This window comes from Archangium sp. (genome assembly GCF_057119385.1).
The window spans coordinates 110830-137078 of the sequence record NZ_DBNGVP010000120.1 but is presented as its reverse complement, the minus strand read 5'-3'; the positions used below and the strand labels follow the sequence as shown (position 1 = coordinate 137078).

Annotated in this window: 22 protein-coding genes; 6 read left to right on the top strand and 16 right to left on the bottom strand. The window is 70.8% G+C overall.

The window, feature by feature from the left end:
• Window positions 1-14: 14 nt before the first annotated feature.
• Window positions 15-1937, bottom strand: a complete 1923-nt coding sequence (locus AC16DP_RS29925; RefSeq protein ID WP_329730874.1) for a PAS domain-containing sensor histidine kinase — start codon at window positions 1935-1937, stop codon at window positions 15-17.
• Here AC16DP_RS29925 and AC16DP_RS29920 point away from each other — a divergent pair.
• The gene (locus tag AC16DP_RS29920) at window positions 1936-2538 is read left to right on the top strand and encodes a hypothetical protein (RefSeq protein WP_329730875.1); all 603 of its coding nucleotides are present in this window, start codon (window positions 1936-1938) and stop codon (window positions 2536-2538) included. The two genes, AC16DP_RS29925 and AC16DP_RS29920, sit on opposite strands and share 2 nt — an antisense overlap.
• On the opposite strand, the gene AC16DP_RS29915 is transcribed toward AC16DP_RS29920, so the two are convergent.
• Together AC16DP_RS29915 and AC16DP_RS29910 are read right to left on the bottom strand one after the other, a co-directional pair.
• The gene (locus AC16DP_RS29915) at window positions 2532-5450 is read right to left on the bottom strand and encodes a TonB family protein (protein ID WP_329730876.1); all 2919 of its coding nucleotides are present in this window, start codon (window positions 5448-5450) and stop codon (window positions 2532-2534) included. The genes AC16DP_RS29920 and AC16DP_RS29915 overlap by 7 nt on opposite strands.
• Window positions 5451-5549: 99 nt before the next feature.
• Window positions 5550-5927 (bottom strand): helix-turn-helix domain-containing protein, encoded by a 378-nt coding sequence (locus AC16DP_RS29910; protein ID WP_329730877.1) that lies wholly within the window; start codon window positions 5925-5927, stop codon window positions 5550-5552.
• Between the two features lie 467 nt (window positions 5928-6394).
• On the opposite strand from AC16DP_RS29910, the gene AC16DP_RS29905 reads away from it, so the two are divergent.
• A complete protein-coding gene (locus AC16DP_RS29905) occupies window positions 6395-6766 on the top strand; it encodes a response regulator (RefSeq protein WP_329730878.1) in 372 nt (123 codons plus the stop codon).
• Here AC16DP_RS29905 and AC16DP_RS29900 read toward each other — a convergent pair.
• The 6 genes from AC16DP_RS29900 to AC16DP_RS29875 form a co-directional block, all read right to left on the bottom strand.
• Window positions 6763-7002 carry a hypothetical protein gene (locus AC16DP_RS29900; protein WP_329730879.1) on the bottom strand — a complete coding sequence of 80 codons (240 nt, stop codon included), beginning with the start codon at window positions 7000-7002 and terminating at the stop codon, window positions 6763-6765. The two genes, AC16DP_RS29905 and AC16DP_RS29900, sit on opposite strands and share 4 nt — an antisense overlap.
• 121 nt (window positions 7003-7123) lie before the next feature.
• Complete coding sequence (locus AC16DP_RS29895) at window positions 7124-9766, bottom strand: bpX6 domain-containing protein (RefSeq protein ID WP_329730880.1); 2643 nt, start codon at window positions 9764-9766, stop codon at window positions 7124-7126.
• Entirely contained in the window at window positions 9763-11592 is a 1830-nt protein-coding gene (locus tag AC16DP_RS29890) for a hypothetical protein (RefSeq protein ID WP_329730881.1), read from the bottom strand. The genes AC16DP_RS29895 and AC16DP_RS29890 overlap by 4 nt, the downstream gene beginning before the upstream one ends.
• A complete protein-coding gene (locus AC16DP_RS29885) occupies window positions 11589-12041 on the bottom strand; it encodes a bpX5 domain-containing protein (protein ID WP_329730882.1) in 453 nt (150 codons plus the stop codon). The genes AC16DP_RS29890 and AC16DP_RS29885 overlap by 4 nt, the downstream gene beginning before the upstream one ends.
• Window positions 12042-12083: 42 nt before the next feature.
• The gene (locus AC16DP_RS29880; RefSeq protein WP_483956901.1) at window positions 12084-12986 is read right to left on the bottom strand and encodes a type VI immunity family protein; all 903 of its coding nucleotides are present in this window, start codon (window positions 12984-12986) and stop codon (window positions 12084-12086) included.
• A 16-nt stretch (window positions 12987-13002) separates the two neighbouring features.
• Window positions 13003-13863, bottom strand: a complete 861-nt coding sequence (locus AC16DP_RS29875; protein WP_329730884.1) for a hypothetical protein — start codon at window positions 13861-13863, stop codon at window positions 13003-13005.
• A gap of 49 nt (window positions 13864-13912) precedes the next feature.
• Between AC16DP_RS29875 and AC16DP_RS29870 the strand changes: the two genes are divergently transcribed.
• Window positions 13913-15292, top strand: coding sequence for a hypothetical protein (locus AC16DP_RS29870; protein WP_329730885.1), 1380 nt, complete (start codon window positions 13913-13915; stop codon window positions 15290-15292).
• Window positions 15293-15310: 18 nt separating this feature from the next.
• On the opposite strand, the gene AC16DP_RS29865 is transcribed toward AC16DP_RS29870, so the two are convergent.
• Window positions 15311-16471, bottom strand: coding sequence for an AAA family ATPase (locus AC16DP_RS29865; RefSeq protein WP_329730886.1), 1161 nt, complete (start codon window positions 16469-16471; stop codon window positions 15311-15313).
• 108 nt (window positions 16472-16579) lie between these two features.
• Between AC16DP_RS29865 and AC16DP_RS29860 the strand changes: the two genes are divergently transcribed.
• On the top strand, window positions 16580-17158 hold the full coding sequence (locus AC16DP_RS29860; RefSeq protein WP_329730887.1) for a hypothetical protein: 579 nt from the start codon (window positions 16580-16582) through the stop codon (window positions 17156-17158).
• A gap of 92 nt (window positions 17159-17250) precedes the next feature.
• On the top strand, window positions 17251-17964 hold the full coding sequence (locus AC16DP_RS29855; protein WP_329730888.1) for an esterase family protein: 714 nt from the start codon (window positions 17251-17253) through the stop codon (window positions 17962-17964).
• Between the two features lie 10 nt (window positions 17965-17974).
• Here AC16DP_RS29855 and AC16DP_RS29850 read toward each other — a convergent pair whose 3' ends face one another.
• The 6 genes from AC16DP_RS29850 to AC16DP_RS29825 all read right to left on the bottom strand — a co-directional run bounded on the left by AC16DP_RS29850 (window position 17975) and on the right by AC16DP_RS29825 (window position 24595).
• Window positions 17975-18346 carry a hypothetical protein gene (locus tag AC16DP_RS29850; RefSeq protein WP_329730889.1) on the bottom strand — a complete coding sequence of 124 codons (372 nt, stop codon included), beginning with the start codon at window positions 18344-18346 and terminating at the stop codon, window positions 17975-17977.
• The gene (locus AC16DP_RS29845; protein WP_329730890.1) at window positions 18343-18879 is read right to left on the bottom strand and encodes a hypothetical protein; all 537 of its coding nucleotides are present in this window, start codon (window positions 18877-18879) and stop codon (window positions 18343-18345) included. Before AC16DP_RS29845 ends, AC16DP_RS29850 begins: the two co-directional genes overlap by 4 nt.
• Window positions 18880-19015: 136 nt before the next feature.
• On the bottom strand, window positions 19016-19384 hold the full coding sequence (locus tag AC16DP_RS29840) for a hypothetical protein (RefSeq protein WP_329730891.1): 369 nt from the start codon (window positions 19382-19384) through the stop codon (window positions 19016-19018).
• A 55-nt stretch (window positions 19385-19439) separates the two neighbouring features.
• Complete coding sequence (locus AC16DP_RS29835; protein WP_329730892.1) at window positions 19440-20822, bottom strand: MATE family efflux transporter; 1383 nt, start codon at window positions 20820-20822, stop codon at window positions 19440-19442.
• Window positions 20823-20948: 126 nt separating this feature from the next.
• Window positions 20949-23030, bottom strand: coding sequence for a beta-propeller domain-containing protein (locus AC16DP_RS29830; protein ID WP_329730893.1), 2082 nt, complete (start codon window positions 23028-23030; stop codon window positions 20949-20951).
• 146 nt (window positions 23031-23176) lie between these two features.
• Window positions 23177-24595, bottom strand: a complete 1419-nt coding sequence (locus tag AC16DP_RS29825; protein WP_329730894.1) for an ELWxxDGT repeat protein — start codon at window positions 24593-24595, stop codon at window positions 23177-23179.
• Window positions 24596-24812: 217 nt separating this feature from the next.
• On the opposite strand from AC16DP_RS29825, the gene AC16DP_RS29820 reads away from it, so the two are divergent.
• Window positions 24813-26225, top strand: coding sequence for a galactose oxidase-like domain-containing protein (locus AC16DP_RS29820; protein ID WP_329730895.1), 1413 nt, complete (start codon window positions 24813-24815; stop codon window positions 26223-26225).
• Window positions 26226-26249 lie beyond the last annotated feature (24 nt).

Here is a 26249-nt window from a genome sequence, read left to right as displayed (position 1 = left end):
TCCCGGCCCGGGCCTCATCCGGTGTGCGCCTCCTCCGGGAGGGCGTCGCCGCCGGTGTCCCGGGCCGAGCCTCGCGCGTCCCGGGGCAGCACCACCGTGAACGTCGTCCCCTCGTCCTCCGTGGAGCGCACCGACACCTGGCCTCCATGGGCCTCGACGAGCTCGCGGACGATGAAGAGCCCCAGCCCCAGTCCGCTGCCCCGCCCGCTCCGCATCGTGCCCCCCTGACGGAAGGGATCGAACAGCGTGGCCAGCAGGTGGCCCGGAATGGGCGTGCCCGGGTTGGAGATCTCCAGCACCTGCTGGTCGGCGTCGTCCCGGCAGCGCACGAAGACGGGCCCCTCGCGCTCGCCATGCTCCAGCGCGTTGCCCACCAGGTTGCTCACCACCTGGGCCAGCCGCTCCGGATCCCAGATGCCCTCTCCCGCGCCCTCGGCCTGCACGAGGATGTCGCGCCCCGGGTGCGCCACCGATAGCTCCTCCACCACCTGCCGGCACACCGAGGGCAGGCTCGTGGGTGACAGGTGCAGGGGGATGCCCCCGGACAGCCGCGCCCGCGTCAGGTCGAGGATGTCGGAGATCATGTTCCCCATGCGCGCCGCGCTCGTCTCGATGCGCTGGGCCAGCTGCTGCTGCATCGGGGACATGGCGCCGCGCCGCCGCAACTGCCGCGCCGACAGCATGATGGCGTTGAGCGGGTTGCGCAGATCATGCCCGAGAATGCCGATGAAGCGCTCGCGGAACTGCGCCTCCTCCTGCATCCGCTCCACCGCGCGCTTGCGCTCGGTGATGTCCATCATCGAGCCGATCATCCGCGACGGGCGCCCCTGGGCATCCCGGGCCACCAGCCCCCGGTCCAGCACGTGCACGTAGGTGCCGTCCTTGCGCCGGAAGCGGTACTCGGCCATCCACGACTCGCCGCCGGAGCGCAGCACGTGCTCGAGACTGCGCAGCACCAGCGCCCGGTCATCGGGGTGCAGCTGCTGCTCCCACCAGGACATGCCGCCCATCTCCTCGGGCGCGTAGCCGAGCACCGTGCGGCTCGACTCCCCCCAGTGGATGTGCTCGCCGTCGGGGTTCCAGTCCCACACCACGTCATTGGTGGCCCAGGAGACCAGCCGGTAGCGCTCCTCGGCCTCGCGCAGCGCGGCTTGAGACTGCTCGCGCTCGGTGCAGTCCATCACCACGCCGAGCATCCGCGTGGGCCGGCCCTGCTCGCGGAACGCCTGTCCCACCAGCTCGTAGCAGCGCTGGGTGCCGTCCGGCCAGGGCGCGCGGAACTGGAAGGTGTAGGGGCCCTCGTCGCACAGCCCCCGCAGGAAGGCCTCGGCCACGCGCGTCCGCTCGTTGGGGCTCACCCGCTCCAGGAAGGACTCCATGGTGTCGCCCAGCCCTCCGGGTGGATGGCCGAAGAAGGCCTCCGCGTTGGGGGACCAGTGGAGGGTGAGCCGGGCCTCCGACCACTCCCACGTCACCATCCGCGCCGTCTCCAGCGCCAACCGCAGGTGCTCCTCCCGGGCGCGCGCGGCCCGCTCCTTCCCCAGCTCCTCGCGCAGCGCATGCCGCTCCGAGGAGAGCTCGGTGATGTCGGTGAGCCACAGCGAGAAGCCCTCCCCCCGCTTCAGCGCCCGGGCCCGGAACCAGCGCTCCGTGCCGTCCAGCGGGCCGTACACCTCGAAGGACAGCGGGGTGCCCGTCTCCAGCACCCGGCCCAGGGCACTGCGCTCCGGCAGACCGCGCAGCACGCCATTCCATGTGGACAGGGAGGGGCCCAGGCCGTTCACCAACGCCCCGGCGGCCGGATTGAGGGCCGTGCCCTGGAAGTCGAGCAGCACGCCGGCCTCGTCCCGCACGGGCTGGAAGAGGATGCATGCATCCGGACACTCGGCATGGAGCTGCCACGCGAGCTCGGGCTCTGGAACCCAGGATGACGTCATGAAATCCCCCCACCTCCACCTCCACCTGGGACAGGCGCTGGGAAGCCCCGGAGGACGGTGCGGAAAAACAGTATGCCATGACCCTCCCGGTGTCGGCCATGACCTGGCGCGCATTGTCCGGATAGAGGATTCCGCGTACTCGCTGATGGCGCGTCCTGGCCCGCCGCTGGCCCGGCTGGCGTGGCTCGTCCTGCGCTATGGGCGTACCGGGGAGTTGGCGGACCGTCTCCCGGAGTGGACGGCCTTGTTGGCGCAAGTACAGGCGGCTCCCGAGGGTACCGAACATCTGCGCGTGGCCATCCGTTACCTCATCTGGATCGGGGACAAGCGCAGCCGTCAGGCCACGGGGCAGGTGTTACATTCCGTGATGGATGAGCAGCAAGCGGAGGAGCTGATGCGAAGCTATGGCGAGCAACTCGTTGAGCGGGGACTGAAGAGGGGGCGCGCCCAGGACGTGGTACGGATTCTCACCGTGCGGGGCATCCCCCTCGACGAGCAGTCCCGGCAGCGCATCCTGATGTGCAGGGACCTGGCACTCCTCGACCAGTGGTTCGATCGTGCCCTGAACGCCACCCGCCTCGGTGACGTGCTGGATCAATAGCGGCCCTTGAGGCCGAGGATGGGCAGCACGATGGGCACGCCCGTCGGGCGCTTCTCCAGGGGGAAACCGATGCCCCCCGCGTAGTCGAAGGCGATGACCTCCTGGCTGATGGTGACGTTGAGCATGTCCAGGTAGGCCTCGAGCGTGAAGGTGTCGTAGGCCCAGGCCTTGGACAGGCGCAGGTCGAAGCGGAAGAAGGGTGGCAGCCGGTCCACCTTGTCCCGGTCCACCCGCACCCAGCGCGGCTGGCCGAGGCTGTCCGTTCCCTCCGTCATCGTGCGGCTGGTGAGGTTGCCCGACTCGGGACGGCCGGTGTTGAAGTGCAGCACCCCGCCCACCGTGAAGTTGTTGGCGAACTTGTAGCTGAGCACCAGGTTGGCCACGTGCGTCTGGTCGAAGACGTAGGGCAGATCCGCCTCGTCCTGGCCCACTGGCACGTCCTGGTCGTTGAAGCGGGTGAAGCGCACGTGCCGCGTGCTGCGCTGCAGCGAGTACGACAGCCAGCCGAACCAGTTGCCCCCCAGTGGCCGGCGGATGAGCAGCTCCAGGCCGTACGACAGGCCCCGGCTGCTCACGTCCGGCAACCCGATGTCCGGCACGGGAATCTGCTCCTGCGCCATGCCCCGCACCACGCGCCGGCCGCCGGGCCCGGGCGAGGGCACCGGATTCCTCGGGTCCCTCGGGTCTCCAATCCCATCGGGCACGTCCGGCGTCTGGATGGGCGCCTCCTCGTTGCCGAAGGGCGTCAGCTCCACCGTGCGCAGCATCGGGTTGACGTACCCATCCAGGCTCACGTCGAAGCCCCACAGGTTCTTGTACTCCACGCCCGCCGACACCTGCAGCGCCTGCTGCAGTCCCTGGTCCAACGCCGCGATGTCCACGACGGGCAGGCTGATGAGCGTGGTGGGCGCCTGGTGGTAGAGGCCCACGCCGCCCTTGAGGGTAAGCTGCTCGCCCAGCCTCCGGCGCGCGGTGAGGCGAGGCTCCACCACGACATGGTTGATGCCGCCGGACAGGTGGTAGTTGTCCACGCGCAGGCCGGGCACCACCGTCCATGGCGAGTCCTTCTCCTCCCACTGCAGCTCCGCCCAGAAGCCACTGAAGGTGGCGATCGCCAACGGCAGCTCCACGCTCAGCTCCTGGAACGGTCCGCCCGTGGGAGAGGCGGTGCGCTGCAGCAGCGAGACGACCGCGCGCTTGTTGTCCACGTCCAGCCCGCTGCGCAGCGAGAAGGCCTCGCCGAACCTGCGCTGGTAGCCCAGGCGCGCGGTGACGCTGCTCTGGTCGATGTCGAGGGTGGTGCCGCCGGTGGAGGCGCTCTCACTGCCGAGCGCGAACCGGTCCAACCCCCAGGTGACGCCGCCCTCCAGCTCGCCGCCGCCCACGGGGTGGCGGTAGCGCAGGTCCACACGGTGGAAGAGCACGGACTGCAGCGCGGTGGTGCCGTCGTCGCTCGTCGCCTGGGTGCCGAAGGTGTCCGAGGAGCCGAAGGCGAAGAGGCGCAACCGGCCCGGCCCCACCTCCTGCTCGACGCGCGCCTGGTAGTCGTAGAAGTCCAGCACCAGCTTCGAGCTGCTGGCACCGGGCGGCTGCACCGCGTTGGCCGCCAGGGCAATCAGCCACGGCGTGTACGAGATGCGCCCGGCCACCGAGACGTGGGTGCCGGTGGACTGGAAGGGGTACTCGAGGAAGAGGCCCGCGTTGATGAGGTCCGCGTAGGCGCTGCCGTGCAGCCGGTCATCGCGAGGCCGCGTCAGCCTCCCTTCCACCGCGCCACCGGTGAGCCGTCCGTACTGCGGGGACGGGTTGCCCGGAAAGAAGTCGATGGAGTCGATGAAGTCCGGGTGGATGACGGCCGGCCCGAGGAAGAGGTGGAAGAGGATGGGGACGCGGATGCCGTCGAGGAAGTAACCCGTGGCGGCCGGCTGGCTGCCGCGCACCACCGGGTACGAGATGCCCGAGAGCATGCTGCCCACGCCGGGCATCAACATCATCACCCGGAAGGGGTCTCCCATGGTGCCGGGAATCTCCCGCAGCTCGGCGTCCTGCAGCGTGACGCGGGACACCTCGGTGCGCTCGCGGTCTCCGCGCACCACCGTCTCGTAGGGATTCACCACCAGCGGCTCCAGGCCGTACACCACCTCGAGCGCCTCGCCCTGGCGCACCTCCTCCAGGAAGAAGCCGGGTTTGTGGCCCGGAGCGTTGATGCGCACCGACTGCCGGCCCGGGGGCAGGCGCGCCTCGAAGCGTCCGTCCGGCCCCGTCTCCACCGCCATGTCCGGCGCGGCGCTCGACACGAGCACGGCCCCCGCCAGCGGCTTGCGGTTGCCCTTGGCCCGAATCAACCCACGCAACGTGACGGGTGCCTGGGGCGTGCCGGCCTCGGCCACCGGCTGGGGAGCCTCGAAGCGGTACTCGAAGTGCAGCCGCACCGGCACCGGCGCTCCGTCCACCTTCGCGGGGAGGAAGCGCAGGCCGGGCGCGGCGTGCAGGGCGGCCTCGTCCAGCAGCGGGTGCAGGCCCTGGAGGAGCCGCCCCTCGGCCACCGCGCCCTCCTCGTCCACCAGCAGCTCCAGCCGCACCGTGCCCGCCACCGGGTGGGCGGCGAGCGCCTCGGGGTAGCGCGCGGGCGCGTCCGCCACCAGCGTGGGCGCCTCGAAGCCAGGCTGCGTGCCTCCGTCCGTGCCCCGCAGCGCGAAGCCGTCCTCGGCGCGCCGCACGTCCACCTCGGTGGGCACCAGGCCCGCGTCGGGGGCGGCCAGGGGCGCGTCCGGGAGGCTCTGCAGGCCGGGCGGCGTGGTGGGCGCCTGCGCCCGAGCCGGCGCGAGCGGAAGCCACCCCGCCAGCAGCGCCAGGACCAGGGCCGCACGGGCCGTCCACTCCGCCTTCACACGCCGCTGCTCGCTCGCCATGTCCACCCGTCCGTGCAGGGGAAGGCGCCCATGACGCCAGCCCGCCCGGGGTAAGACAAGCCCTGACAACCACGGAGGGGCCCGCCTGCCCGCCAGCGGTCAACGTTTCTGCAGCGCCGCGGCCACGAGGCCAATCAACTTGAGCTGCGAGGCGTCCAGCTTGCGCAGCGTGCGCATGAGGCGGCGCAGCTCGGGCACCTCCTCGTACTCGGGCGGGGAGGACTCGGCCACCCAGGTGGCCACCTCGCCCGTGTTGAGGCCCAGGAAGGTGTCCGAGGGCGTCCGCAACGCGATGCACAACCGCCGCAGCGAGGGCACGCTGGGCAACATCCGTCCCCGCTCCAGCCGCCCGTACACCTCCGTCGCCAGCCCCACCCGCTCCGCCACGTCGGCCTGCGTCAGCCCCGAACGTATCCGCGCCTCGCGCGCGATCTCTCCCACGTTCGCTGCCAGCTTGCCGGTCGACGGTTGTCCCATGGTGGTTTTCTGACTCTCGCGCAGGCGACCCATCAGGCCGTCTGCTTAGAGCCGGAGAGGCCGCCCGCGACAGGACAGGATGGGTAGTCGCGAAAATCTGGGACCCTAATAGTGCTCGCCGGAACGAGAGGTTGGGGCAGCGCGCCTCAGGGCTCCCCCGGCCACCGCCCCCAGAGGTGAACCGAACGCCACAGGTCGTCTCCCGCGCTGGAGCCGACAGGTGACGGGGTGACCATTCACATCCTGCTCCGGACATGGGACCTGGTTTTCGTCTTCGCCGAGGACCCTGGATGTCCCACGTCGAACGATTCGGGCCCAACCCGCCACGCCGGGCGGTTTTTCCGGTCCCCGGAGGTGCGCCATCGGTCCAGGAGCCAACCCTGGCGGAACCGGACGCAAGCGTCTTTCCGGCCCTCGGGGTGGGGTCGTGCTATGGCCCGCGCTCGAGAAGGAAGGCCAGGAGGACAATGAGCGAAGTGCGCAACCGCGTCCTCGTCGTGGAGGACCATGCGGACAGCCGGGAGTTGCTCGCCGAGTTCCTCGAAGCACTCGGCTATGAGGTGGACGTGGCGGAGCACGGACTGCAGGCGCTCGAGCGGCTGCGGGGCGAGCCCCGGCCCGCGGTGATGGTGTTGGATTTGATGATGCCGGTGATGAGCGGCTGGGAGCTGATGCGGCACGTGCGCGAGGACCCCGCGCTGCGCTCGCTCCCGGTGGTGGTGGTGTCCGGCGCGGGGGATGCCCACCCGCTGCCCGAGGGCATCCTCGGTGCCGTGCCCAAGCCGGTGGACCTGAACACGCTGCGCCACTTCCTGAAGGAAGCAACGCGGCGCTGCTAGCCGGGCGCGCCGGCCAGGTCGAGCATCTCCACCCGCTGGCGCTCCCGGTCCAGCCGGTAGCTGACCTGGAAGCCCGAGGGCAGGCGCAGCACTCCCACCTCCAGCCCCCGGCGCGGGGGCGGCTGGGAGCCCGAGAGCCGCTGGGACAGCTCGCGCAGGACGCGGCCCCTCACGGTCGCGGGACAGCCCGACAGAAGGCGCGCCACCTGCTGCGACAGAGTGAACTGAAGGGCCATGCCCCTACGGTGTGCACAAGAACCTCAGACGGCAAGAAACGGCGGTGGGCGGAGTGCCTCACGAGCCCGGAATCTGTCACCTGGTGGGCAGGTATGTGTGGGGGGAACGGCGCGCGTGCGTTCAGCGCAGCACCACCCGCCGTACCTCGCCGCGTGACAGGTCCACCCGGGCCAGCCGGCCCGCGGAGTCGAAGAGCAGCAGCTCCGCATGGAGGAAGCGCACCGACACCGGCGCGTCCCCCTCGAAGAGGAACCGCGCGCGCACCGTGCCCTCCTTCCGCTCCAGCAGCCACACCCGCTCGCCCACCGGCGTGGGCTCCACCGCCACCATGTGCGGCCCGCCGAGCACCAGTGTCCTCAGCGCATTCCAGGGCAGCAGGGGCGGCCGCACCGGAGGCGCCCTGTAGGAGTCCATCCACCGGATTTCGTCCTCGTCGAGCGCCACCAGCGAGCCGTCCCCCTCGAGCGAGAGGTGACGCAGCGACTCCAGCTTGCGAGGCATCACCTGGCGCGAGCGCAACGTGGGATCCGGCACCGAGCAGGTCCAGCGCTCGAGCTCCCCCGCCGCGTTGAAGGTGACGAAGCTCAGCTCGGCCACGCCCACCGCCACCTCCAGCACCTGCCCGCCCAGTTGCGGCACCCGCCACAGCGCCCGCGGCTCGGCGGCGAGCGCATCCACCGCCATCACCGTGTGCTCCACGGCGAAGAACCACAGGCTCCCGTCGTACACCGGGGCGAAGGCGTCCACGCGCGTGTCGCACCAGGGCTCGGCGCGGCGCTGGACGAGGTCCAACCGGGAGAGGCGCTTGAGCTCCCCGCGCGGCGCGAGCGCCAGGGCCCGGTCCTCGTGCACCGAGAGCACCAGCGAGAAGGCGGGCACGTCGAAGTGCGCCACGCACCGGCCGTCCCTCGTGACGAGCCGCGCCCCCGCCTCGCCGAGCGCCACCAGCAGCCGCCCTCCGGACAAGGGCACCGCGTCGTGGATGGGCCAGGGCCCGCCCTCCGCCGCGCCGAAGACGTGGGGCGCCGCTTCCGCCGGGAAGCCCCCGCGCTCGGGCAGGGACGGCAACGAGGGCAGGTCCGCCCGCAGCGCCGTGTCTCCCGTCAGCAACACCAGACGCTCCAGCTCGCGGGGCGTCGGGCGCAGGTGGCCGGCCGCCCGGTCCCTCAACAGGGCACGCACGGCGGGGCGCAGGAGCACCTGGCCCGGCATCGCCGCCTCCTTCGCCCTGTCCACCTCGCGCGCCAGCGCCTCGGTGAAGGCCTGACGGGCCGGAGCGCCCTCGGCGTCCTCCGAGTCGAGCAGCGCGAGCGCCCGCGTCCGGACCGTGTCGAAGCGCTCGGGAAGCACCGACAGCATGCGCGCCAGCAGCCGCGCGCCCGAGACACCACCCGCCTCCACGCCCCGCTCCAGCCACGCGTGGGTGAGCCGCCGCGCGTCCTCCACCGGCCACACCACCTCCACCGCGCGCGCGTAGTCGCCCGACTGCGCGAGCACCTCGCCCCAGAGCAACCGCAGGACCCGGGCCTCCGCCGGGTGCGAGCGCTCCAGCCGCAGCACCGCGTCCGCGAAGGCGCCCGCGCGCCGGGCGATGTCCACCGCCCTCGCCACGTCCTTGGCCAGCAGCCACTGCCGCACCACCAGCCCCGGCGCCAGCTTGCGCCCCTCGGCCAGCTCCGCCGCCAGCCGGAGGCGGCCGTGCTTCTCCAGGAAGGAGACGGCCTCCTCGTTCTCGTGCAGCAGCTCGGCGAGGACGAAGGACGCCTCCTCGATGCGTCCCTCGCGCTCCAGCTTCCGGAAGGCCTCGCGGTAGCGCTCGCGCAACGCATCGTAGACTTGCGCGCCGCCACCGAAGACGCTGGCCGCTCCACCCCGGCGCGGTTGGATGGAGAGGTGCTCCCGGGGGCCCGGCAACCCGAGCGACACCCGCGTGTGCTCCGTCGGCGCCCCCTTGTCCAGCGGGATGGCGTAGCGCAGCGCCTCCTGGAGGTTGCCCTCGTCGAAGAGGTCGAAGAGCCGCCGCACGTACTCCGCCTTGCGCTGGCCCAGCAGCGAGCCCAACGGCGTGGAGCGGGCGAACCACTCGGCGAGCCGGGAGAACAGTCCCGGCCCCTGGGGAGGCGGGGGCTCGTTCCACCAGGACCGCAGCCGGTCGAACAGCGTCGCGCGCGCGGCGGGTCCCGCGTTCACGGTGGCCGCGCCGGGCCGCTGGGGCACGGGCCGGCCCTCCAGACGAGCCCGCATCGCCTCGGCCTCGGAAGCGGGAGGTCCGACGCCGAAGCGGTCGCGCGGAGGTGCCTCGACGGGCGCGAGCGTGGCCACGGGCGGCGGTGGCGCGCCCAGGCCCTCCATGGGCACCACGTCGAAGTGGGACACGTCGAGCCACGCCGACACATCCACCCGCCGCGAGGGCTCGAGCGGATGCACCCGCGCCGTCCCCGCGCGCACCAGCACGGCGCTCCCCGAGGAGGGGGCGAGCCGCTCGCGCTCGGAGGGCGAGAGGGGCGCGGAGAGCAGGACACCGTCCTCCAGGGTGAAGGGCAGGCCCGGTGCCTCGGCGCACTCCATGCGGCGTGGGGCCGGCAGCCGCAGCAGGAAGCCCCCTTCGAGCGCATACACGCCCGCGCCGGGCGTCCACGCGGCCAGCACGCGCCGGCGCACCTCGGCCTCGCCTGTCAGCACCGGGTCGAACCAGAGCGCCACCCCCTCCACGGAGCCACGGTGGACATGGACGCGGGGCCGCGGCGAGCGCGCGGGTCTCATGTCGTTCCTCCCGGCGTGGCGCGGTAGACGAGGGCGCGGTGCTGGAAGCTCCAGGCGCAGACCTCGCCTTTGTCCGTCATCCAGGCCAACAGGGGCAGTGCGGGACTGACACCACTGGAGGTGACGCGGGCCGACGCCGTCACCAGGAGCTCGGAGGCCCCGTCTCCGGTCACCCGGTAGAAGGTGCGCTGGTCCTCCCCGAGCACCACCAGGCCCGGCAGCGGCGTATCCACCGGCCAGCAGCAGAGCCCCACCACGCTCAGGCCGGAAGCGACGGACACCCACTCCCCCTTCTGCTCATCGTTGGAGTCCCGCGTCACCCACCACTGGCCCGGCTTGTGACGGATGGCGAGCGGAGGCCCCGGCGTATGCCTCGAGGAGTCCCGCATATGGCCGAAGAACGCCGCGCCCGTCCCCTCGACGGGCAGCGTCCGCGACCATCCATCGAACGTCTTGGGCGTGATGCACCCGGTGCGCGGCGCCGACGTGGCCCGGTCCTCCCACCGATCCCGGTCCACGAAGAAGAGGCCGCCCCGGCGCTCGAGGAGCGCGCTGACACCCTGGCGGAGCGGCGCGGCGAGGCGCTCGCCCGAGGCGAGCTGATGGAGCGAGCGCGAGGAGTCCAGCACGAGGGGAACCTCGCGGCCCTCACGCACCATGGACAGGGCCAGCAGCGGGGCTCCGAGGACCAGCGAGGAGCGCAGCGTCTCGGGCAGGGCGCTCAGGAGAATGGTCGAGTCGCGGCCCGTGGAGTGCCCGCGCAGAGGGCCATGCACGCACAGCACGCGCTTCTCCCCGTGCCACGTCACCACGAGCAACCCGCCGGAGCGGCGCCAGCCCAGGGCCACCACCCGCTCGCCGGGGGGAGGATGGAAGCGCTTGGGCCTGGGCACCGTGTCGCGCGGGGATTGAGGCAGCACCTGCGCCGAGGCGGCGCCGTTCGCATGCGTCATCAGCAGTCGCAAGCCATCCGCGGAGAAGTGGATGGAGTGCACGGGACTGGTGCGGGTGTCGCGCACGGGAGCGGCGACGGCGGTGACGAAGGGGTCGCGCAGCAGCCGCACGCACTGGGGCGCGGAAGGCAGCTCCAGCACCACCTGACGCGGCGGCCGGGACGCGGGCCGCACCTCCACGGAGAGCCGCCGGACACCGGGCGCCACCACCTCGTCCACGGCCACGAGGGACAGGCCCTCGGCCCCTGACAACCGCGCCAGCCGCGCACTGCCCACCAGCCACACGTCCTCGGGAGCTCGCCCCAACTCGAGCGTCTCGCGCCACGCGGTGAGCTGCGCCGGCAGGGGAGGCGCGGCGGTGCCGGCCTTCAACCACTGGCCGATGGAGGCGGCGTCGACAGAGGAGAAGGGCTGCTTCCGGGGAGGGGACTGGAGCACGCCCCAGGCGAAGGCCGCGCCCACGGACTCGGCACGCCGGGCGAGCGCCACCAGCAGGGCCATGTGCGCGATGCGGGGCGCGCCGAGCTGATCCGGCCCGGCGTCCAGCAGGGCCACGGTGCGGCGCCCCCCCTGGGGCTGGCGAAAGGCGGGACGGAGGAAGGCCTGCTCGCCGAAGGCCGCGCGGCGTACGAACTCGTCCGGGGCCTCCAGGGCCATCAACCACTCGCTCATGAGCAGCCGCTCGGGGGAGCCGCGGCGGGTGAGGCCGTCGTAGCCCTGGGGCTCACCGCCCGTCATCTCGTTGCGCGCGCGCATCGGGCCGAGCGCCGCGGCCAACCGCGCCACGTGGGCGCCCAGGCTGAGCGCCAGGTCCTCGGGAAAAAGGGACAGCTGCGCGGCCCAGGGACGCAGAGACTCGGGCAGGTCGCTCATGCACCCTCCTGCGTCGCGAGCCAGGCGCGCACGGTGTCACGGGAGACGGGACGCGCGGCACCCACGGGCACGAGGTGCGCGGTGCGGGGCAGCACGGCGAGCGGAGTGCTCCCCTGGGCGCGGGCAACGAGCGCGCGCTCGAGCAGCGCGGGAGCCACGTCCGGAGCGAGCGTGCACGGCAGCAGCAGCGCGGGGGCGGCCGTGTCGCGCCCGAGGTAGACGACGCCCTCCACCCATGGAAGGGACTCGGTGTCGCCCAGCAGCACCAGCACACCGGGCCCGGCCACACCGCTCCACCGGGCGAGCTCCGAATCCTCGGCGGCCAGCACCCGCCGCGCGAGCGCGAGCGCCACCGGCCCCACGCCCGCCACCGCGAGCGCGGGCAGCGGCGAGGTCCGGGGACTCCAGGAGGGAGAGAAGCGCGGGTCTGGGGTCGACGACGGGCTCACCACGAGCCGGAGCCTACCTCATGGCGCCCGGGAGGCGGATCGTCACTCCAGGAAGCGGCGGTCCCAGCGCAGCAGTTCCTCGGGGACCTTGTGGCCGAACATGGACTTGCGCCGGTAGAGGACGGGCTCGAGAACCCGGGCGAGCGCGCGGTGAGGAGCAAGCCGCTGGTCCGCCTCCACATCCCCCACTTCCGGCCGCTCCCCCAGGGTGATGAGCACCCGGTCCCCGCTCATCTCCTGGAGGGAAATGTCTGGAAGCGACAGACGCTCGCGCAGACCGGATACGCCACCGAGCTCACCGAGCACTGGCTGCCCGAGGAAGTTCATCCAGTGCACGCCCTCCACCCGGGTGCCCACGTACATGGTGGCGCCGCTCGAGGTCAGATGGACACCCGGGTAGCGCGAGCGGATGAGTTCGAGGGCCGCGACCGCATGAAGACTGGATGAGCAGAGGACGAAATCCACGTAGCCCGAGGAGAAGGGAAGCTCGGCCGCCAGCTCGCGGGCGAGCGCATGGACGTGCTCCGGTCCCCGCTCCTCCAGATAAGCCGTGGGCAGGCGCAGGTACAGGACACAGACGTCATCCTTCCGCTCGGGCCAGGGCAGGGGAACAGGGGACAGCCCCCGATAGTCCACGAGGAGGTCATCCACCCGATGGGTATGGCTCGACAATCCGAGGAACCCACCCTCGCCAGGCTCCGCATCCAGGATTTTCCTACGGCTTCTTTCCCAGGAAACGTCGTCGAGCGGCTCAGCCTGTCCTTCCCCCGTGTCGTTCCAGACGAGCTGATAGGGCCGTATCTGGTTCCGGAAGAGTTCCACGGTGCGGATGACAGCGGGAGCGATCTGCTCGTTGGGCTGAGGTATGTAGAAGCAGATGAGCAAGGCATCGCTTGCGCTCAGCCAACTACGCTCATTGTGGTACCGCAACCTGGGGTAGCGCATGAATGTGCCGTTCATCCTACTCCATGTCCGGGACAACTCCCTCTTGTGGGGAAACGAGCCTCAGTGGCACCTGGAGGGCTTTTTCATAAAGCTCGCCCTGTGACCAATACCTCCAGGGTCCATCCACGTACCTGCCCCAATAAGTGCCATTGCTCTCCGGGCACGGGAACTTGAGGTCGTACGCATGGATGACGACGCCGTTCGCGTCCAGCAGGACGATGTCCGGCTCGATGGTTCCGCGCAGACCCGACCAGCCCTCCCTCGCCACGATCTGGCTCATCATGTCCTCGGGCATGTGCACCCACTCGCCCGTCCGCGGATCAACGTAGAAGCGCGGGTGGAGCAGGTATTTCCCCTTCAACAGCTTATCGAGCGCCTCGCGCAGACACGGCCAGGCCGTCTCGTGCTTGAAGAGTCCCAGGTAGGCGGCCCACGTCGTGCGCTCCCCCACCTTCACCTCCTGGCACTGCTCCCGCGTCGGGCTCTTCCCACCGAAGTGGTACGCATTGACCTCCCGATCCGCCTGGCGCACGCACCGCACGATCTCCTCCTCGACCTTCTTGAGCAGATCCGTCGCCAGCGCCACGCCCCGGCGCTCGGCGGAGCCGATGTGCACGGCCGTCACCATCACTCCCGCCATGCCAGCGGCGGCGGTCTTGACCGCCAACGAGGGAGCGCGCCCCACCGTCCCGGCGGCCGCCTCCGCGACCCGCGCCAGCTCGGACGAGCCGGTGCAGCGCTCCCACTGACCGGGATTCTTCTTGAGACAGCACTCCGGAGTCAGGTCTCGTGGGCCGCACTCAATTCCGAGCACCGCCTCCTCCGTCTCCGACAGACACCCCGCCTGGAGCACGGCCAGGAGTACCAGCAGCCGCACGGACCCACTTCTTGCGGTATGCAGTGTAGAGGCTACCATGGAGGTCACCATGACGAAGCGCGAGGACGGCGAGGCGGAACCCGGGAGCGAACAGCCCTCCATGGTAGCGAAAGGGACAGGCAATCGCTGGTCTCGCCGCCGTCTGCTGCTGGGAGCCCTGGGGCTGGTGTCCGCCGCGGCAGCCGGCAGCCAGTTCGCCCTGGATGGGTTCGGTACGGAAGAACAGGTAAGCGCGGACGAGAACCCCTGGGAGGCTCTGTCGCAGCAGCGCATCTGGCTCTGTTTCGCCGGCTACAGGGGTGCGTACTCCTTCCTGAACCATCTGCTCCAGCCCCCCCTCTACAGGACGAATGCGCCTGCCCGGTTGATGCGGGCATGTCTCTACCTGGAGCACGGCTCGCTGGACGCGATGCGGCGTGACCTGCGGCGGCCCGAGGTGAAGCACACGCCGGAGGCGGCCCTGTTGTTGGCGCTCGCCGAGCGCCGCTCGCAGTCCCCGGATTGGCGGCATGCCTTCTTCGAGTCCTGGGTCGCGCTCGGGCGTCCGGATTTCAGCAAGAGTCCCCTGCTGCCCGAGCCCCTGGAAGATACGGACCTCCTCCCCCTGGTGCATGACGAGAAGCTGCCGTTCAAGGGTCCCCAGGGATTGCCATTGCTGACCGTCATCCCGGAGCAGGACGGCTTCCTGGATTGGGGGCCCGGCGAGGTGCGCGCCAGCGGCTCCGTGCCCCTGCTCATGGCCCTGCGCGAGCGGCTGGCACTGCTCGGAGCGGAGTCACCCGCGCGCCAGCAACTGCTGCCCGAGGCGGAAACGCGGCTCACTCAGCTCACCGGCTCCACGGCCTCCACCCTCCAACTGGCCTTGCGCGCATTCCTCGCGGAGCGTCCCCCCGAGGCGCCCTTCCAACGCCGCGACCTGGAGGCCCTCGAGCCGCTCGTCTCCCTGGAGTGGAAGCAACCCGCCAGCGAACTCTTCTTCCAGGAGATGCGTGAGGCACTGAAGGACGTGTTGCTGCTGCCCGGCCACCATGCCTTCCTGCTGGCCACGTGGGCCCAGGGCGTGTCGCTGGGCAAGGAGCTGCAGCGGCGCGCGCGGGCCAGCGCGGCCCACCTCAACGAGAACGAGCGGCGGTGGATGGGTCGGCTGCTGTGGGAGGTGGGCGCCCGCATGCGCGAGCAGCACTCGCGCCTGGAGCTGGAGCGGGCGCTGCTGCTGCAGGTGTACGGCTCCGAGCTGACGGGTCACAGCCCGACGCGGATGGAGAGCATCGACCTCTGGGTGGATCTGGGCAGGTGGGAGGAGGCGCTGAAGCGCTCGGGCTTCAAGCGCTGGCCCCTGGCCTCACTGCACGAAGAATCCTGCGTCCCCCGGATTCACGACGAGCACACCTGGCTGAAGGCCTTCGCGGGCAAGAACCCGCTGCCCTGAAGCCCTCAGCGCGGGCCCTCAGGCCGCTTCCGTCCGTGGCACCTGCACGAGGGCCGCACGCAGCTCCTCGCGCACGGCGCGCAGCTCCTCGGGGAGGGCCTCGGGGGCGAAGCCCGCGTCCATCTCCCGCGCCACGCCCTCCAGCTTCAGCCGCCACGAGGCGAGCGCCTCGGCGTCACCATCCCCAGGCCTCGCGGCGAGCACGGTGCGCCCGGCCTGGGCGATTCGCTGGGCCCGTGCCAGGGGACCCGCGCTGGCCTCGAGGGCGGCGGCGGACAGGGCCGGGTTCTCGGAATGCGCGAGCAGCTCCCGCAGCACATCCCGCGCGAGCGCCTGGGCCTCCTGGGTGGGCACGGCGTAGATGAGGGGCCACAGGTCGGCCAGGCCCGGGGTGGAGCGCCCGGCGAGCGCGGCGGCGGCGGCCACCAGCCGCTGGGCCTTCACCATGCGCCGATCGCTCAGGGCGATGCCCGCGCCGCGCAGGGTGCGCAGCGCGTGGGCCAGGTGGGGGCGCACCGGCCCGAGGTCCGCCTCGCGCGCCGCCTGGGCCAGCACATCCAGCGCCTCCAGTGACGCGGTGCGTGCCTCCTCGGCCTTCCAGAGCGAGGCGCCTCCCGCGAGCAGTTCCTCCAGCCGCGGGTCCGGCACGGGCGCGACGAAGGTGCGCGCGAGGAAGCGGTCCGCGAAGGCGGCGAGGGACTCGTCCTCGGGCAGGGCGTTGGAGGCGCCCACGCACACGCGCAGCGGGCAGCGCATGCGGGTGTGGCCTCGTCGGAAGACGCGCTCGTTGAGCAGGCCCAGCAGCGTGTTGAGGATGGCGGTGGAGCCGAGGAACACCTCGTCGAGGAAGGCCACCTCGGCCTCGGGCAGCATGCCGGCCGTCTCCGTCTCCACGAGGCCCTCGCGCAGCTTGCGCAGGTCCACCGGGCCGAAGATTTCCGAGGGCTCGGTGAAGCGGCCCAGGAGGTACTCGAAGTAGCCGCCGCCGAGCGCCCGCGCGGTGCGGCGCACGGCCTCGCTCTTGGCGGTGCCGGGCGGGCCGATGACGAGCAGGTGCTCGCCCGCCACGGCGCACAGCGCCACGAGCTCCACCATGGCCTCGCGCTCCACCAGGCCCTGGCCGGCGCCGGTGAGGGCATCGCGAACCGAGCGAGCAGCCACGTCGAAAGAGAGGGACATGGAGTGGGACTCTACCCGGCTCGCGTCCACGGCCGAACGCCCGCCGCGGAACGTACCCACCGTATGGGTAGACCTGACGGGGCGGGTCTGCGCTAGACTCCGCCCCGCATGCGACACGTTGCGAGTCTCGGAGGCCTGGTGTTGGCGCTGTGGGCGGGGACATCGGCAGCGGGGCCTTGGCGGGGTTACGCCTCGGCCAGCACCGGCTTCGTCCTCGATCACACCTCGGGCATCCGGGCCATGGGTGGTGCGTTGCAGCTCTACGTGGGCGTGGAGACGCCCTTCGGGCTGTCCCTCGGACTGGTAGGAGAAGGTGCCGAGACGTGGGGAGCGACCATCAATGGCCAGCAGTTGCAACTGGACTACCAGTCGGTGGGACTGGAGATGCGGCTGCGCTTCCTCCGGGACGGAGGGGTGAACCCATGGGTGGGGCTGAGGGTGGCGCAGAGCCGCTCGACGCCGCTGACGCTGGATGACCTGGGCTCTCCGCGGCGGATGCTGCACGCCGGGTTGAGCACGGCGGTGCGCCTGGGGCTGGACACGTGGCTGGGCGAGCACCTGGGCATCACGGCCTCCACGGCGTGGCAGTGGTGTGACGTGCGGGTGGACAGCACGGCGAGCCCGACGCTCGACGCGTGTGCCAAGCCGCTGCACAGCATCCTGCTGGGCCCCACGCTGCGCTTCTAGCCTCGGGCGCAGGTGTTCACTGTCGCGCGGCGCGCGGGTGCCGGGCCCACGAGGCCCGTCCGCGGCCCGGGAACGGTGGCTAAGGTAGGCGCATGAATCGCGAATACCACCGCTGGTACAGCTCCCGGCTGGGCCGGGACATGGAGGTGCTGCTCTTCGGGCACTCGGGCGAGCCGGTGCTGCTGCTGCCCACCAGCAAGGGGCGTTTCTATCAAGCGGAGGACTTCGGGCTCATCGGGGCCATCGCCGACCGGATTCAAGCGGGGCGCTACGTCGTGGTGTGCGCGGACTCGGTGGACGCGGAGAGCTGGTTCAACACGTCCATCCCCCCGAGAGAGCGGGTGGCGAGGCACGCGGCGTACGAGCAGTACCTGTTGCACGAGGTGGTGCCGCTGCTGATGTCGCGCAGCACGGGAGGGCGGCTGACGCTGGGCGGGTGCAGCTTCGGAGGCTTCCACACGTACAACATCGGGCTGAGGCACCCGAACACCTTCCGGCGGCTGGTGTCGATGGGAGGCAAGTTCGAGACGGAGGACTTCCTCGACGGCCACCAGGACGACGGCGTGTACTACCACTCGTGCATGCAGTGGCTGCCGGGGGTGTCGGACGCGGCGCAGCTGGCGGCGCTGCGGCGGGTGGAGATGGTGCTGGCGGTGGGCGAGCACGACTTCTGCCGCCCCTCGAACGAGAACCTGTCGAAGCTGCTGTGGTCGAAGGACATCAGCAACCACCTGGCCATCTGGTGGGGAGGCACGCACGACTGGCCGGTGTGGCGGGAGATGCTCCAGCACTACCTGCCGTGGTGAGGAGCGGGGCTCAGGAGCCCTGCCGCTCGCGCTCGCGCAGGGCGACGAACTCGGCGGCGAAGTCGAGGAACTTGCGGATGGCGCGCTCGTGGTCGCCGTCGCAGTCGCGCAGGTACTTCGCGGCCCAGCCCTCCGTGGGGAACTCCTGCTTCACGTCGCGGAGCCAGTCACGGAAGAGACCGTACTCCTCGTCCTCGACACCGTTGGCGCTCTGGCAGGCGCGGTAGCCATCGGTAAACGCCACCATCCGGGTGACGTCGATGTCCCCCAGATACATGGCCAGCAGCCCCTTCTGCATGGCACCGCGCATGCGCATCAAGTAGTCGAGCAGATACACATGACGATACGCGGACGGGCCCGTCGCAATGCCTTCTCCACTCATGGTGAGGACACGACCTTCCAGTCGACTCCCATTTCGGCATGAAGCCGGGACAGATATTCCGTCAATTTCATACCGGCCGGTCCTGTATAAGCGTCGTAGACCATGTCCTCGATTTTGACGATGACGTGATAGCCATTGTAAGTGATACCAGGACTTTTGCCGTTCGCCATGTCGAAGGCGATATAGTCTTTTCTACCCAGCGACCTGATGGCCACATATTGCGGCGTCTGGCCCAGCTTGCTGTACGCGGTATGGATGAGGCGGGCCACCTGCTGGCACCTACCGGCCGCCTGATTCGCGACGTTGTAGGCCACCTGCAGGTCCATCAACCACGCCGGTGCCGCCTGCCCTGTCTGCAGCTGGTACATCGCGATGGCACCCGCGACGTCACCACGGGCCAGGTACGCCAGCACCTTGACCTGGATGGTGTTCGCGGCCAGCACACTGGCCTGGACCATCCTGGCCACCGACGCGGGCGAGGCCGCCTGAACGGGACCGGACGCGGCCCCCACCACCAGCAGGAGCCCGAACACCCATCCTCGAAGCCTTCGCATGCTGCAAGGGTAGCACGTCCGTCCTTCACACCTGAAAGCCGCAGGAGAGCCGGACGTGGCGCAACTGTCAGCGCCACGATACTCCAGCACGACCTGCCGTGGAGAGGAGCGGGACTCAGGAGCCCTGACGCTCGCGCTCGCGCAGGGCGACGAACTCGGCGGCGAAGTCGAGGAACTTGCGGATGGCGCGCTCGTGGTCGCCCTCGCAATCGCGCAGGTACTTCGCGGCCCATCCTTCCGTGGGCAATTCGTGCTTCACCTCACGGAGCCACTGGAAGAAACAGCGATACTCCTCATCCTTGATGCCGTTGGCGTCTTCGCAAGAAAGATAGCCATCAATGAAGGCCACCATCCGGATGACGTTGATCTCCCCCATATCCAACAACAATCCCCGCGTCTTCTGCTGCCGCAAGCGCATCAGATAATCGAGAAGATAGACATGGGGACGCGGCGCGGCGTCCGGTGGAGCACCTTGCTCACTCATGGCTTGGACACCACCCGCAGGAGCCCGAACACCCACCCTCGAAGCCTTCGCACCCTCACGCCTCCAGGGGCCGGAGGGTACCTGCGCTCTGGCGCTCGAAGCGCCAGAAGAGCGCGAGCGCCACGGCGGTGAGCCCCGCGCACAGGCCCCACCAGATGCCCACCACGCCCAGCTTCAACCCGAAGCCCAGCAGCAGCGCCACGGGCAGGCCCACCAGGTAGTGCCCCACCACGTTGGCCAGGAAGGTGAAGCGCGTCTCCCCCGCCCCGCGCAGCACGCCCGCGCCCACGCCCTGGATGCCATCGGAGATCTGGAAGACGGCGCACACCATCAGCACCGGCACCACCATGGGCAGCACCTCGGACGGCGTGCCCATGAGGTGCGCCAGCGTCTCGGGGAAGAAGGCGAACACCAGCGCGCACACCGACATGAAGCCCGCGCCCGCGCCGAAGGCCATCAGCCCGCTCAACCGTGCCAGCGGCGTGTTGCGCGCCCCCACCGCCCAGCCCACCCGCACGCTGCCCGCGTTGCCGATGCCCAGCGCCACCGTGAACGAGAGGCTGGCGTAGGAGATGGCGATCTGATGCGCGCTCATGCTCTCCGGCCCCAGCCGCCGCGCCAGCAGGCCCGCCAGCGAGAACACCCCCACCTCCGCCGCGATGTGCAGGCCGATGGGGACGCCCACCCGCAGGGCCTGGAGGATGTCCGCGCGCACCGGCCGCACCGAGAGCCTGCCCCCGGACACCGGAATCTGGCGCACCGCCCACGCGATGAGGGCCCACTGCAGCACGCAGCACAGCAGCGTCGCGATGGCCGAGCCCTTCACGCCCATGGCGGGAATCAGGCGCAGCGGTCCGCACCACGCGGGCAGCACCTCGCCGCCGAAGACGAAGAGGATGTCCGCGCCCAGGTTGAAGAGGTTGGCCACCACCGTGGCCACCACCAGCGGCCGGGTGAGCGCCGCCGCCTGCAGATAGGAGCGCGTGTTGATGAAGAGCAGCATCAACGGCAGGCTGGGCGCGCGCCAGGTGAGGTAGTCCTGCACCAGGGGCAGCTCTCCGCCCCCCACGCCGAAGAGGGGCAACAGCCAGGGCACCCCCACCACCATCGGCAACGCCAGCACGCTGCCCGCGAGCAGCGCCAGGTAGCTGCCCTGCCACAGGAGCGCCCGCGCGCGCGTCGCGTTGCGCGCCCCGAAGGCCTGCGACATCAGCGGATCCATCCCCATCATCAACCCCATGGCGAGGCTGCTGACGGCGAAGTAGACGGCGGTGGCCACGCCCATGGCCGCCAGGGGCTCGGTGCCCGCCCGGCTCACCACCGCCGTGTCCACGAAGCTCATCATGGACTGGCCCGCCTGCGCGATGGCGACGGGCAGGGCGAGCTTCCAGAGCGCTCGGAACTCTTCGCGGCGGTTGGGCAGGGGTGCGGGCGACATGGGCGCGAGGGGCTATAGCGGGTTTCCGCCGGGGATGCGCGGCTGCCTTCGCGGACGTGCCAACCCCCGCTCGCCTGACCCATCAGCCGGCCGCCTGTCCCCCCGGCAGACGGCCAGCCCTCGTCCTCACTGCGCCGTGTAGGGACTGAAGCGCGAGGTGGCCAGGGGCGAGGACAGGTTGCTCACGTGGGCCACGCGCACGCCCGCGTCGCTGATGGCGTACACGTAGTCATCCGCCATCACGCTGCGGCGCACGTAGGGCGTGTACACCCAGCTCCACTGGTTGGAGTTGATGACCTGGTAGGCGTCCTTCATGGAGAGGGCGCCCACCGGGGTGATGCCCGCGGCCGTGTCCACGCGGAAGACGCGCAGCTCGCTCACGAAGTTGCTCCAGTAGTCACCGTTGTACACCGGCGTCCAGTCCGTGAAGGGAATGGCCAGCAGCCCCTTGGCCGGGAAGTAGTTGAAGGCCTTGTGGTCGTAGAGCGACTCGCTCCAGCCGTAGGCCGTGCCCACCAGTTGCGTGAACGTCTCGCGCGGGTTGGCCATGTCCGACACATCGAAGAGGCTCAGCTTCACGGCGCGCGTGCGCCAGTCGCCGTTCTCCGGCACGTGCAGGCCCACCGTCAGCAGGTGCGAGTCCCCCACCGGGTGGATGTACGAGGAGAAGCCCGGCACCTTCAGCTCGCCCACCTTGCGCGGGTGCGCGGGGTCCGACAGGTCGAAGGTGAAGAGCGGATCCACCTGCCGGAACGTCACCACGTAGCCCCGCTTGCCCACGAAGCGCGCGCTGAAGATGCGCTCGCCCCTGGCCAGCTCCTCGCTCTGCCCCAGCAGCTTCAGCTGGCCGCCCTCCTGCCCGTAGGTGAAGACGCGGTTGGCCGTCTCGGTGCGGCCCCACGGGTTGCCGGCCTCGGCCACCCGCGAGCTGATGGTGGTGGCCACGCGCAGCACGCCCTCGTGCTCGTCCATGCTGAACTGGTCCAGCAGGATGCCCTTCACCGTGGCGCTGGCCACGTACGAGGCGCGGTGCGGCTGGCTCAGGTCGAGCTTGTGCACATAGGTGTGGTCCGTCTGCCCCGCCTCCGGCCACCACCACCAGTGGGGCGTGGCCAGGTAGAGCGCGTCGGCGGTGGCGTACACCTCGCCCGGCTCGGTCACCAGCGTGACGCGGCCCGGCGGCTGGAACGTCTGCGCGTCCAGGTCCAGCGTGGCCACTGTGACGAGCCCCAGCCGGGTGGGCGCGTTCGTCTTGTGGAAGTCGTGGCAGTCGTAGCCCAGCGTCTCCACGGTGCCATCCGGCAGCTTGCGCCGGCCCTCGGGCACCCACTGGGTGAGCGCGGCCGCGCGGATGAGCTGCTCGTTGTGGGCCATCAGCCGGTCGAGTTCCTTCTCCAGCCGCGCCTGGTCGTTCCAGAGGTCCTGGGAGTACTCGGGCCAGAAGCGCACGCCCGTGGGCCAGCGGAAGGAGTCCCGCATCACCAGCCGCGCCGAGCCCTCCGCCAGGCGCGCGTCGTGGTAGCCGCCCGGCAGGTACACCTCGCTCGTCACCTGGGGCGCGGCGAGGTCGGACACGTCCACCGTCGTCACCTTGGTGGTCGAGGCGCCATGGCCGCAGGGGCCCATATAAGCGCAGTCCGCCACGAAGCCGCCGCCCACGCTTGAGCCCGAATACGGCGCGTTCACCGAGGAGAAGACGACCACCTTGTTCCCGTGGAGGAACATCTGCCGGGGCCACCCCTCGAGCGTCAGCGAGGACTCCACGCGCAGCGACTCGGCCGGCCAGGAGCGGTGCACGTACAGCTTCTGTCCGGAGAGGACGAAGATGCGGGTGCCGTCGTTCTTCACGAAGTCCGCCTCGTCCACACCCTCCACCTGGTTGTTGGTGCCGGTATGGTCCTTCGGGCCGGAGCTGCCGCCGCCCGCCGTGGTGGGGGTCGGAGCGCCCGCGCCGTCCGCGTACTCCACCGGGCCGCCGAACCAACCGCCCCGCCCCTTCCAATAGGAGGGCTTGGAGCGCTCCAGGGTGGAGCGCATGTCGAGCACCGCGGCGTCCTCGATATAGGACTCGAGCGCCGCGCAGCTCGCGAAGGACTCCAGCCGCGCCTTCATCTGCACCGGCTGGTTCTCGGGAATGCTGCCCCTGTCACTGCACGCCGCCAATCCCAGCAGCGCGAGCGCCAGCCCTTTGTATGTCTTCATGTTCATGCGGCGGGCTTCTGCCACCCGTGTGCCAGGAGGCGGGCTCCCCACGGGACGCCCGGGATTTCGCGGAGTTGGAGTCGCACGCGTGGTGCGAGGGGCCACGGAAAGTCGAGACCCCTCGCACCGGGCAGCCGGAAAACCGAGAGGCCTCAGCGGGCGTCGTCGTCACACGCGTGGGCGGGACGGAACGGCAGGGCCCACAACCGCCAGCCATGGGCCGCATCCCGCCCGAGGAAGAAGACGTCCCAGCCCGAGCGCACGAAGCCACCCGGGTCCGAGGAGTCCATGCCGGCGGCCAACTCATCGAGCGGCGCCGCGCTCCCGTTCGAGCCACTGCTCACCCAGGGCTCGCGGCCGTGTCCCGGCGTCTCCGCGCTGAAGAACAGGTTCCCATCCACGGCGGTCAGCGCCTCGGGAGACGAACCCCCGGAGCCCGGAACGAGGTCCGCGAAGAGGAGCGTGCCGGAGGCCGTGCCATCGCTCACCCACAGCTCGCGCCCGTTCACCCCATCGTCCGCGGAGAAGAAGAGCCGGCGGCCCAGGACGGCGAATCCACCCGGGGACGAGCCCTCGGCGCCGGGCCGGAGGTCCTTCACGCGCAGCGTCCCCTTCCGGGTGCCATCACTGCGCCACAGCTCCTCGTTGGTGGAGTCGCCCTCCCCGCTGGCGCTGAAGTACAGCCGCCCGCCCATCGCCACCAGGTCATGAATCCTGGGGAACGAGCCCACGAGCACGGGGGCGCCTCCGCTCGTCACCCGCAGCTCCGCCATGACGTCATCGTGGACGCTGGTGGACACGAAGAACAGCTTGTTGCCCACCGCCGTCAGCGACTCCAGATCACCTCCCTCGCTGGAGCGGCGGAACAGCTCGACGGCGCGGGAGCGCCCATCGCTGCGCATCAGCCGCATGTAGAAGCCCTGGAAGTGGCTGATGAAATAGAGCGCCCCATCTCCCCCGCGCGTCAGCAGGTAGGGGCTGGTGCCCTCGAAGCCGGGATCCAGGTCCTCGACGAGCCAGGTGCCCTCGGCCGTCCCGTCGCTGCGCCACAGCTCGCGCCCGTGCTCGGGGTCTCCGGCGGCGAAGTAGAGCACCCCGCCGAGCTCGACGAGCGACTGCGGGTACGAGCCATCCGGGCCGGGCCAGATGTCCTTCACCAGGTGCGTGCCCCGGGAGGAGCCATCGCTCACCCACAGCTCGCGCCCGTGCTCGCCGTCGTCGGCGACGAAGAAGACCCGCTCTCCCACGCGGGTGAGGCCCGAGGGCTCGGCTCCTTCCGGCCCGGGACGCACATCCAGCAGGAGCGAGGTGCCACGGCCTCCGGTGCCGGTGCTCACCCAGGGCTCGCGGCCGTGCACGCCATCATCGGAGGCGAAGAAGAGGACACGCTCGCCGCGAACCCCTCTCCCCGGCTCCGAGTCGCCCGCGCCGGGAGCGAGCTCCGCCAGGGGAGTGGCGGCGCGCCCACACGGCTTCCAGCCTCCCGCGTCCAGGAGGGGCTCGCCGGCCTGGGCCAGGGCGGGAGCGGAGAACAGGGCCAGCAGCACGGCGAACGGACGCCAGCACCTCATGGGAACCTCCCGGGCAGGGTGGGACGGCCCCCAAGGTGGGGGCGCTCGGCCCCACGTCCATCCGCACGCGAGTCCGGGGTGAGCAGTACGCACCCGACAGTCTCGAACAGCCCACCACCCACCAGTGCCTTGCACCTTGGGTCCGGCTTGGCGTGCAGCCTCGACCCCCTAGGTTCTTACCTTGAAACAGCGGGAATCCGGGGAGGCGGCGATGTCCATGAGAACTCTTTCCCAGCCACGAGTGCTCGCGCTCTGGCTCGTGGGATGCGCGATGTGGGCGGGCCCGGCCCGGGCGCAGACTCCCGCGGAGGTGGGACAGTGGTCGAGCGTCATGGCCTGGCCACTCTCCGCCACCCACGCGAGCCTGCTGCCCACGGGCAGGGTGATGTTCTTCGGCGAGTTCGCCCAGGGCGATGACCCGCCGGGGCTGTGGGATCCCGCCACGGGAGGCCTCAGCCGGCTGCCCGCGCCGGGCTACAACATCTTCTGCGCGGGCCACTCCTACCTCGCGGATGGCCGGCTGCTCATCACGGGCGGACACATCGAGAGCCACGTGGGGCTTGAGGACGCGAGCCTGTGGGACCCGTTCACCTCGCGGTGGACGCGCCTGCCGGACATGAACGATGGGCGCTGGTACCCCACCAACGTGACGCTGGCCAACGGAGACGTGATGGTGATCTCCGGCGAGACGGTGGGCACCGGCATCATGAACGAGATTCCCCAACGCTACCTGGCGGCCACCGGGACGTGGCGGGACATGACGACGGCGCGGCTGAAGCTGCCGTACTACCCGCGGATGTTCCTGGCGCCCAATGGCCGGCTCTTCCTGGCGGGGCCGCAGCGGCTGAGCCGCTTCATGGATCCGGGAGGGACGGGCGCCTGGAGCTCCGGGCCCTCGAGCAACTACGGCACCCGGAGCTACGGGCCCGCGGTGTACCTGGATGGCCGGGTGTTCCTCATCGGAGGAGGAGATCCGCCAACGGCCACCGTGGAGCAGATCGACCTGAACGTGGCCTCGCCGGTCTGGCGGTACATGGCGCCCATGAGCACGCCGCGGCGGCAGCACAACGCGACGCTGCTGCCGGATGGGACGGTGTTGGTGACGGGGGGCAGCCGGGGCAGTGGCTTCGACGACAAGACCCGCCCCGTCTTCCAGGCCGAGGTGTATGACCCCGCGACCAACCGCTGGACGCGGCTCGCCAGCAACACGGTCTATCGCGGCTATCACGCCACGGCGGTGCTGCTGCCGGACGGGCGGGTGCTGAGCGCGGGAGGCCGCAACGCCAACACCGCGGAGGTCTTCTCGCCGCCCTACCTCTTCAAGGGGGCACGGCCGGTGGTGAGCTCGGTGCCGGACGTGGTGTCACCGGGCACGACGTTCACCATCTCGACGCCGGACGCGGGCCGGGTGACGAAGGTGACGCTGATTGCCCTGGGGGCGGTGACGCATGCCTTCGACCAGAACCAGCGGTTGATCACCCTGCCCTTCACGCGAGGCAGTGGCGTCCTCACCGTCACCGCGCCGGCCAACAACAACCTGGCGCCGGCGAGCTACTACCAGCTCTTCCTGGTGAACGACGCGGGCGTGCCCTCCGTGGGCCGGATGGTGCGCATCCCAGCCGTCCCTTGAGCCCAATATCCCCTCTCCCCTCGG

What these genes read in the sequence shown, in the direction of transcription:
- AC16DP_RS29900 (WP_329730879.1), bottom strand. Translation starts at nt 7,002, where the DNA reads ATGGCCCTTCAGTTCACTCTGTCGCAGCAGGTGGCGCGCCTTCTGTCG.
- AC16DP_RS29895 (WP_329730880.1), bottom strand. Translation starts at nt 9,766, where the DNA reads ATGAGACCCGCGCGCTCGCCGCGGCCCCGCGTCCATGTCCACCGTGGC.
- AC16DP_RS29890 (WP_329730881.1), bottom strand. Translation starts at nt 11,592, where the DNA reads ATGAGCGACCTGCCCGAGTCTCTGCGTCCCTGGGCCGCGCAGCTGTCC.
- AC16DP_RS29825 (WP_329730894.1), bottom strand. Translation starts at nt 24,595, where the DNA reads ATGAGGTGCTGGCGTCCGTTCGCCGTGCTGCTGGCCCTGTTCTCCGCT.
- AC16DP_RS29880 (WP_483956901.1), bottom strand. Translation starts at nt 12,986, where the DNA reads ATGCGCTACCCCAGGTTGCGGTACCACAATGAGCGTAGTTGGCTGAGC.
- AC16DP_RS29915 (WP_329730876.1), bottom strand. Translation starts at nt 5,450, where the DNA reads ATGGCGAGCGAGCAGCGGCGTGTGAAGGCGGAGTGGACGGCCCGTGCG.
- AC16DP_RS29920 (WP_329730875.1), top strand. Translation starts at nt 1,936, where the DNA reads ATGAAATCCCCCCACCTCCACCTCCACCTGGGACAGGCGCTGGGAAGC.
- AC16DP_RS29870 (WP_329730885.1), top strand. Translation starts at nt 13,913, where the DNA reads ATGACGAAGCGCGAGGACGGCGAGGCGGAACCCGGGAGCGAACAGCCC.
- AC16DP_RS29835 (WP_329730892.1), bottom strand. Translation starts at nt 20,822, where the DNA reads ATGTCGCCCGCACCCCTGCCCAACCGCCGCGAAGAGTTCCGAGCGCTC.
- AC16DP_RS29850 (WP_329730889.1), bottom strand. Translation starts at nt 18,346, where the DNA reads ATGAGTGGAGAAGGCATTGCGACGGGCCCGTCCGCGTATCGTCATGTG.
- AC16DP_RS29820 (WP_329730895.1), top strand. Translation starts at nt 24,813, where the DNA reads ATGAGAACTCTTTCCCAGCCACGAGTGCTCGCGCTCTGGCTCGTGGGA.
- AC16DP_RS29865 (WP_329730886.1), bottom strand. Translation starts at nt 16,471, where the DNA reads ATGTCCCTCTCTTTCGACGTGGCTGCTCGCTCGGTTCGCGATGCCCTC.
- AC16DP_RS29925 (WP_329730874.1), bottom strand. Translation starts at nt 1,937, where the DNA reads ATGACGTCATCCTGGGTTCCAGAGCCCGAGCTCGCGTGGCAGCTCCAT.
- AC16DP_RS29855 (WP_329730888.1), top strand. Translation starts at nt 17,251, where the DNA reads ATGAATCGCGAATACCACCGCTGGTACAGCTCCCGGCTGGGCCGGGAC.
- AC16DP_RS29910 (WP_329730877.1), bottom strand. Translation starts at nt 5,927, where the DNA reads ATGGGACAACCGTCGACCGGCAAGCTGGCAGCGAACGTGGGAGAGATC.
- AC16DP_RS29840 (WP_329730891.1), bottom strand. Translation starts at nt 19,384, where the DNA reads ATGAGTGAGCAAGGTGCTCCACCGGACGCCGCGCCGCGTCCCCATGTC.
- AC16DP_RS29905 (WP_329730878.1), top strand. Translation starts at nt 6,395, where the DNA reads ATGAGCGAAGTGCGCAACCGCGTCCTCGTCGTGGAGGACCATGCGGAC.
- AC16DP_RS29860 (WP_329730887.1), top strand. Translation starts at nt 16,580, where the DNA reads ATGCGACACGTTGCGAGTCTCGGAGGCCTGGTGTTGGCGCTGTGGGCG.
- AC16DP_RS29830 (WP_329730893.1), bottom strand. Translation starts at nt 23,030, where the DNA reads ATGAACATGAAGACATACAAAGGGCTGGCGCTCGCGCTGCTGGGATTG.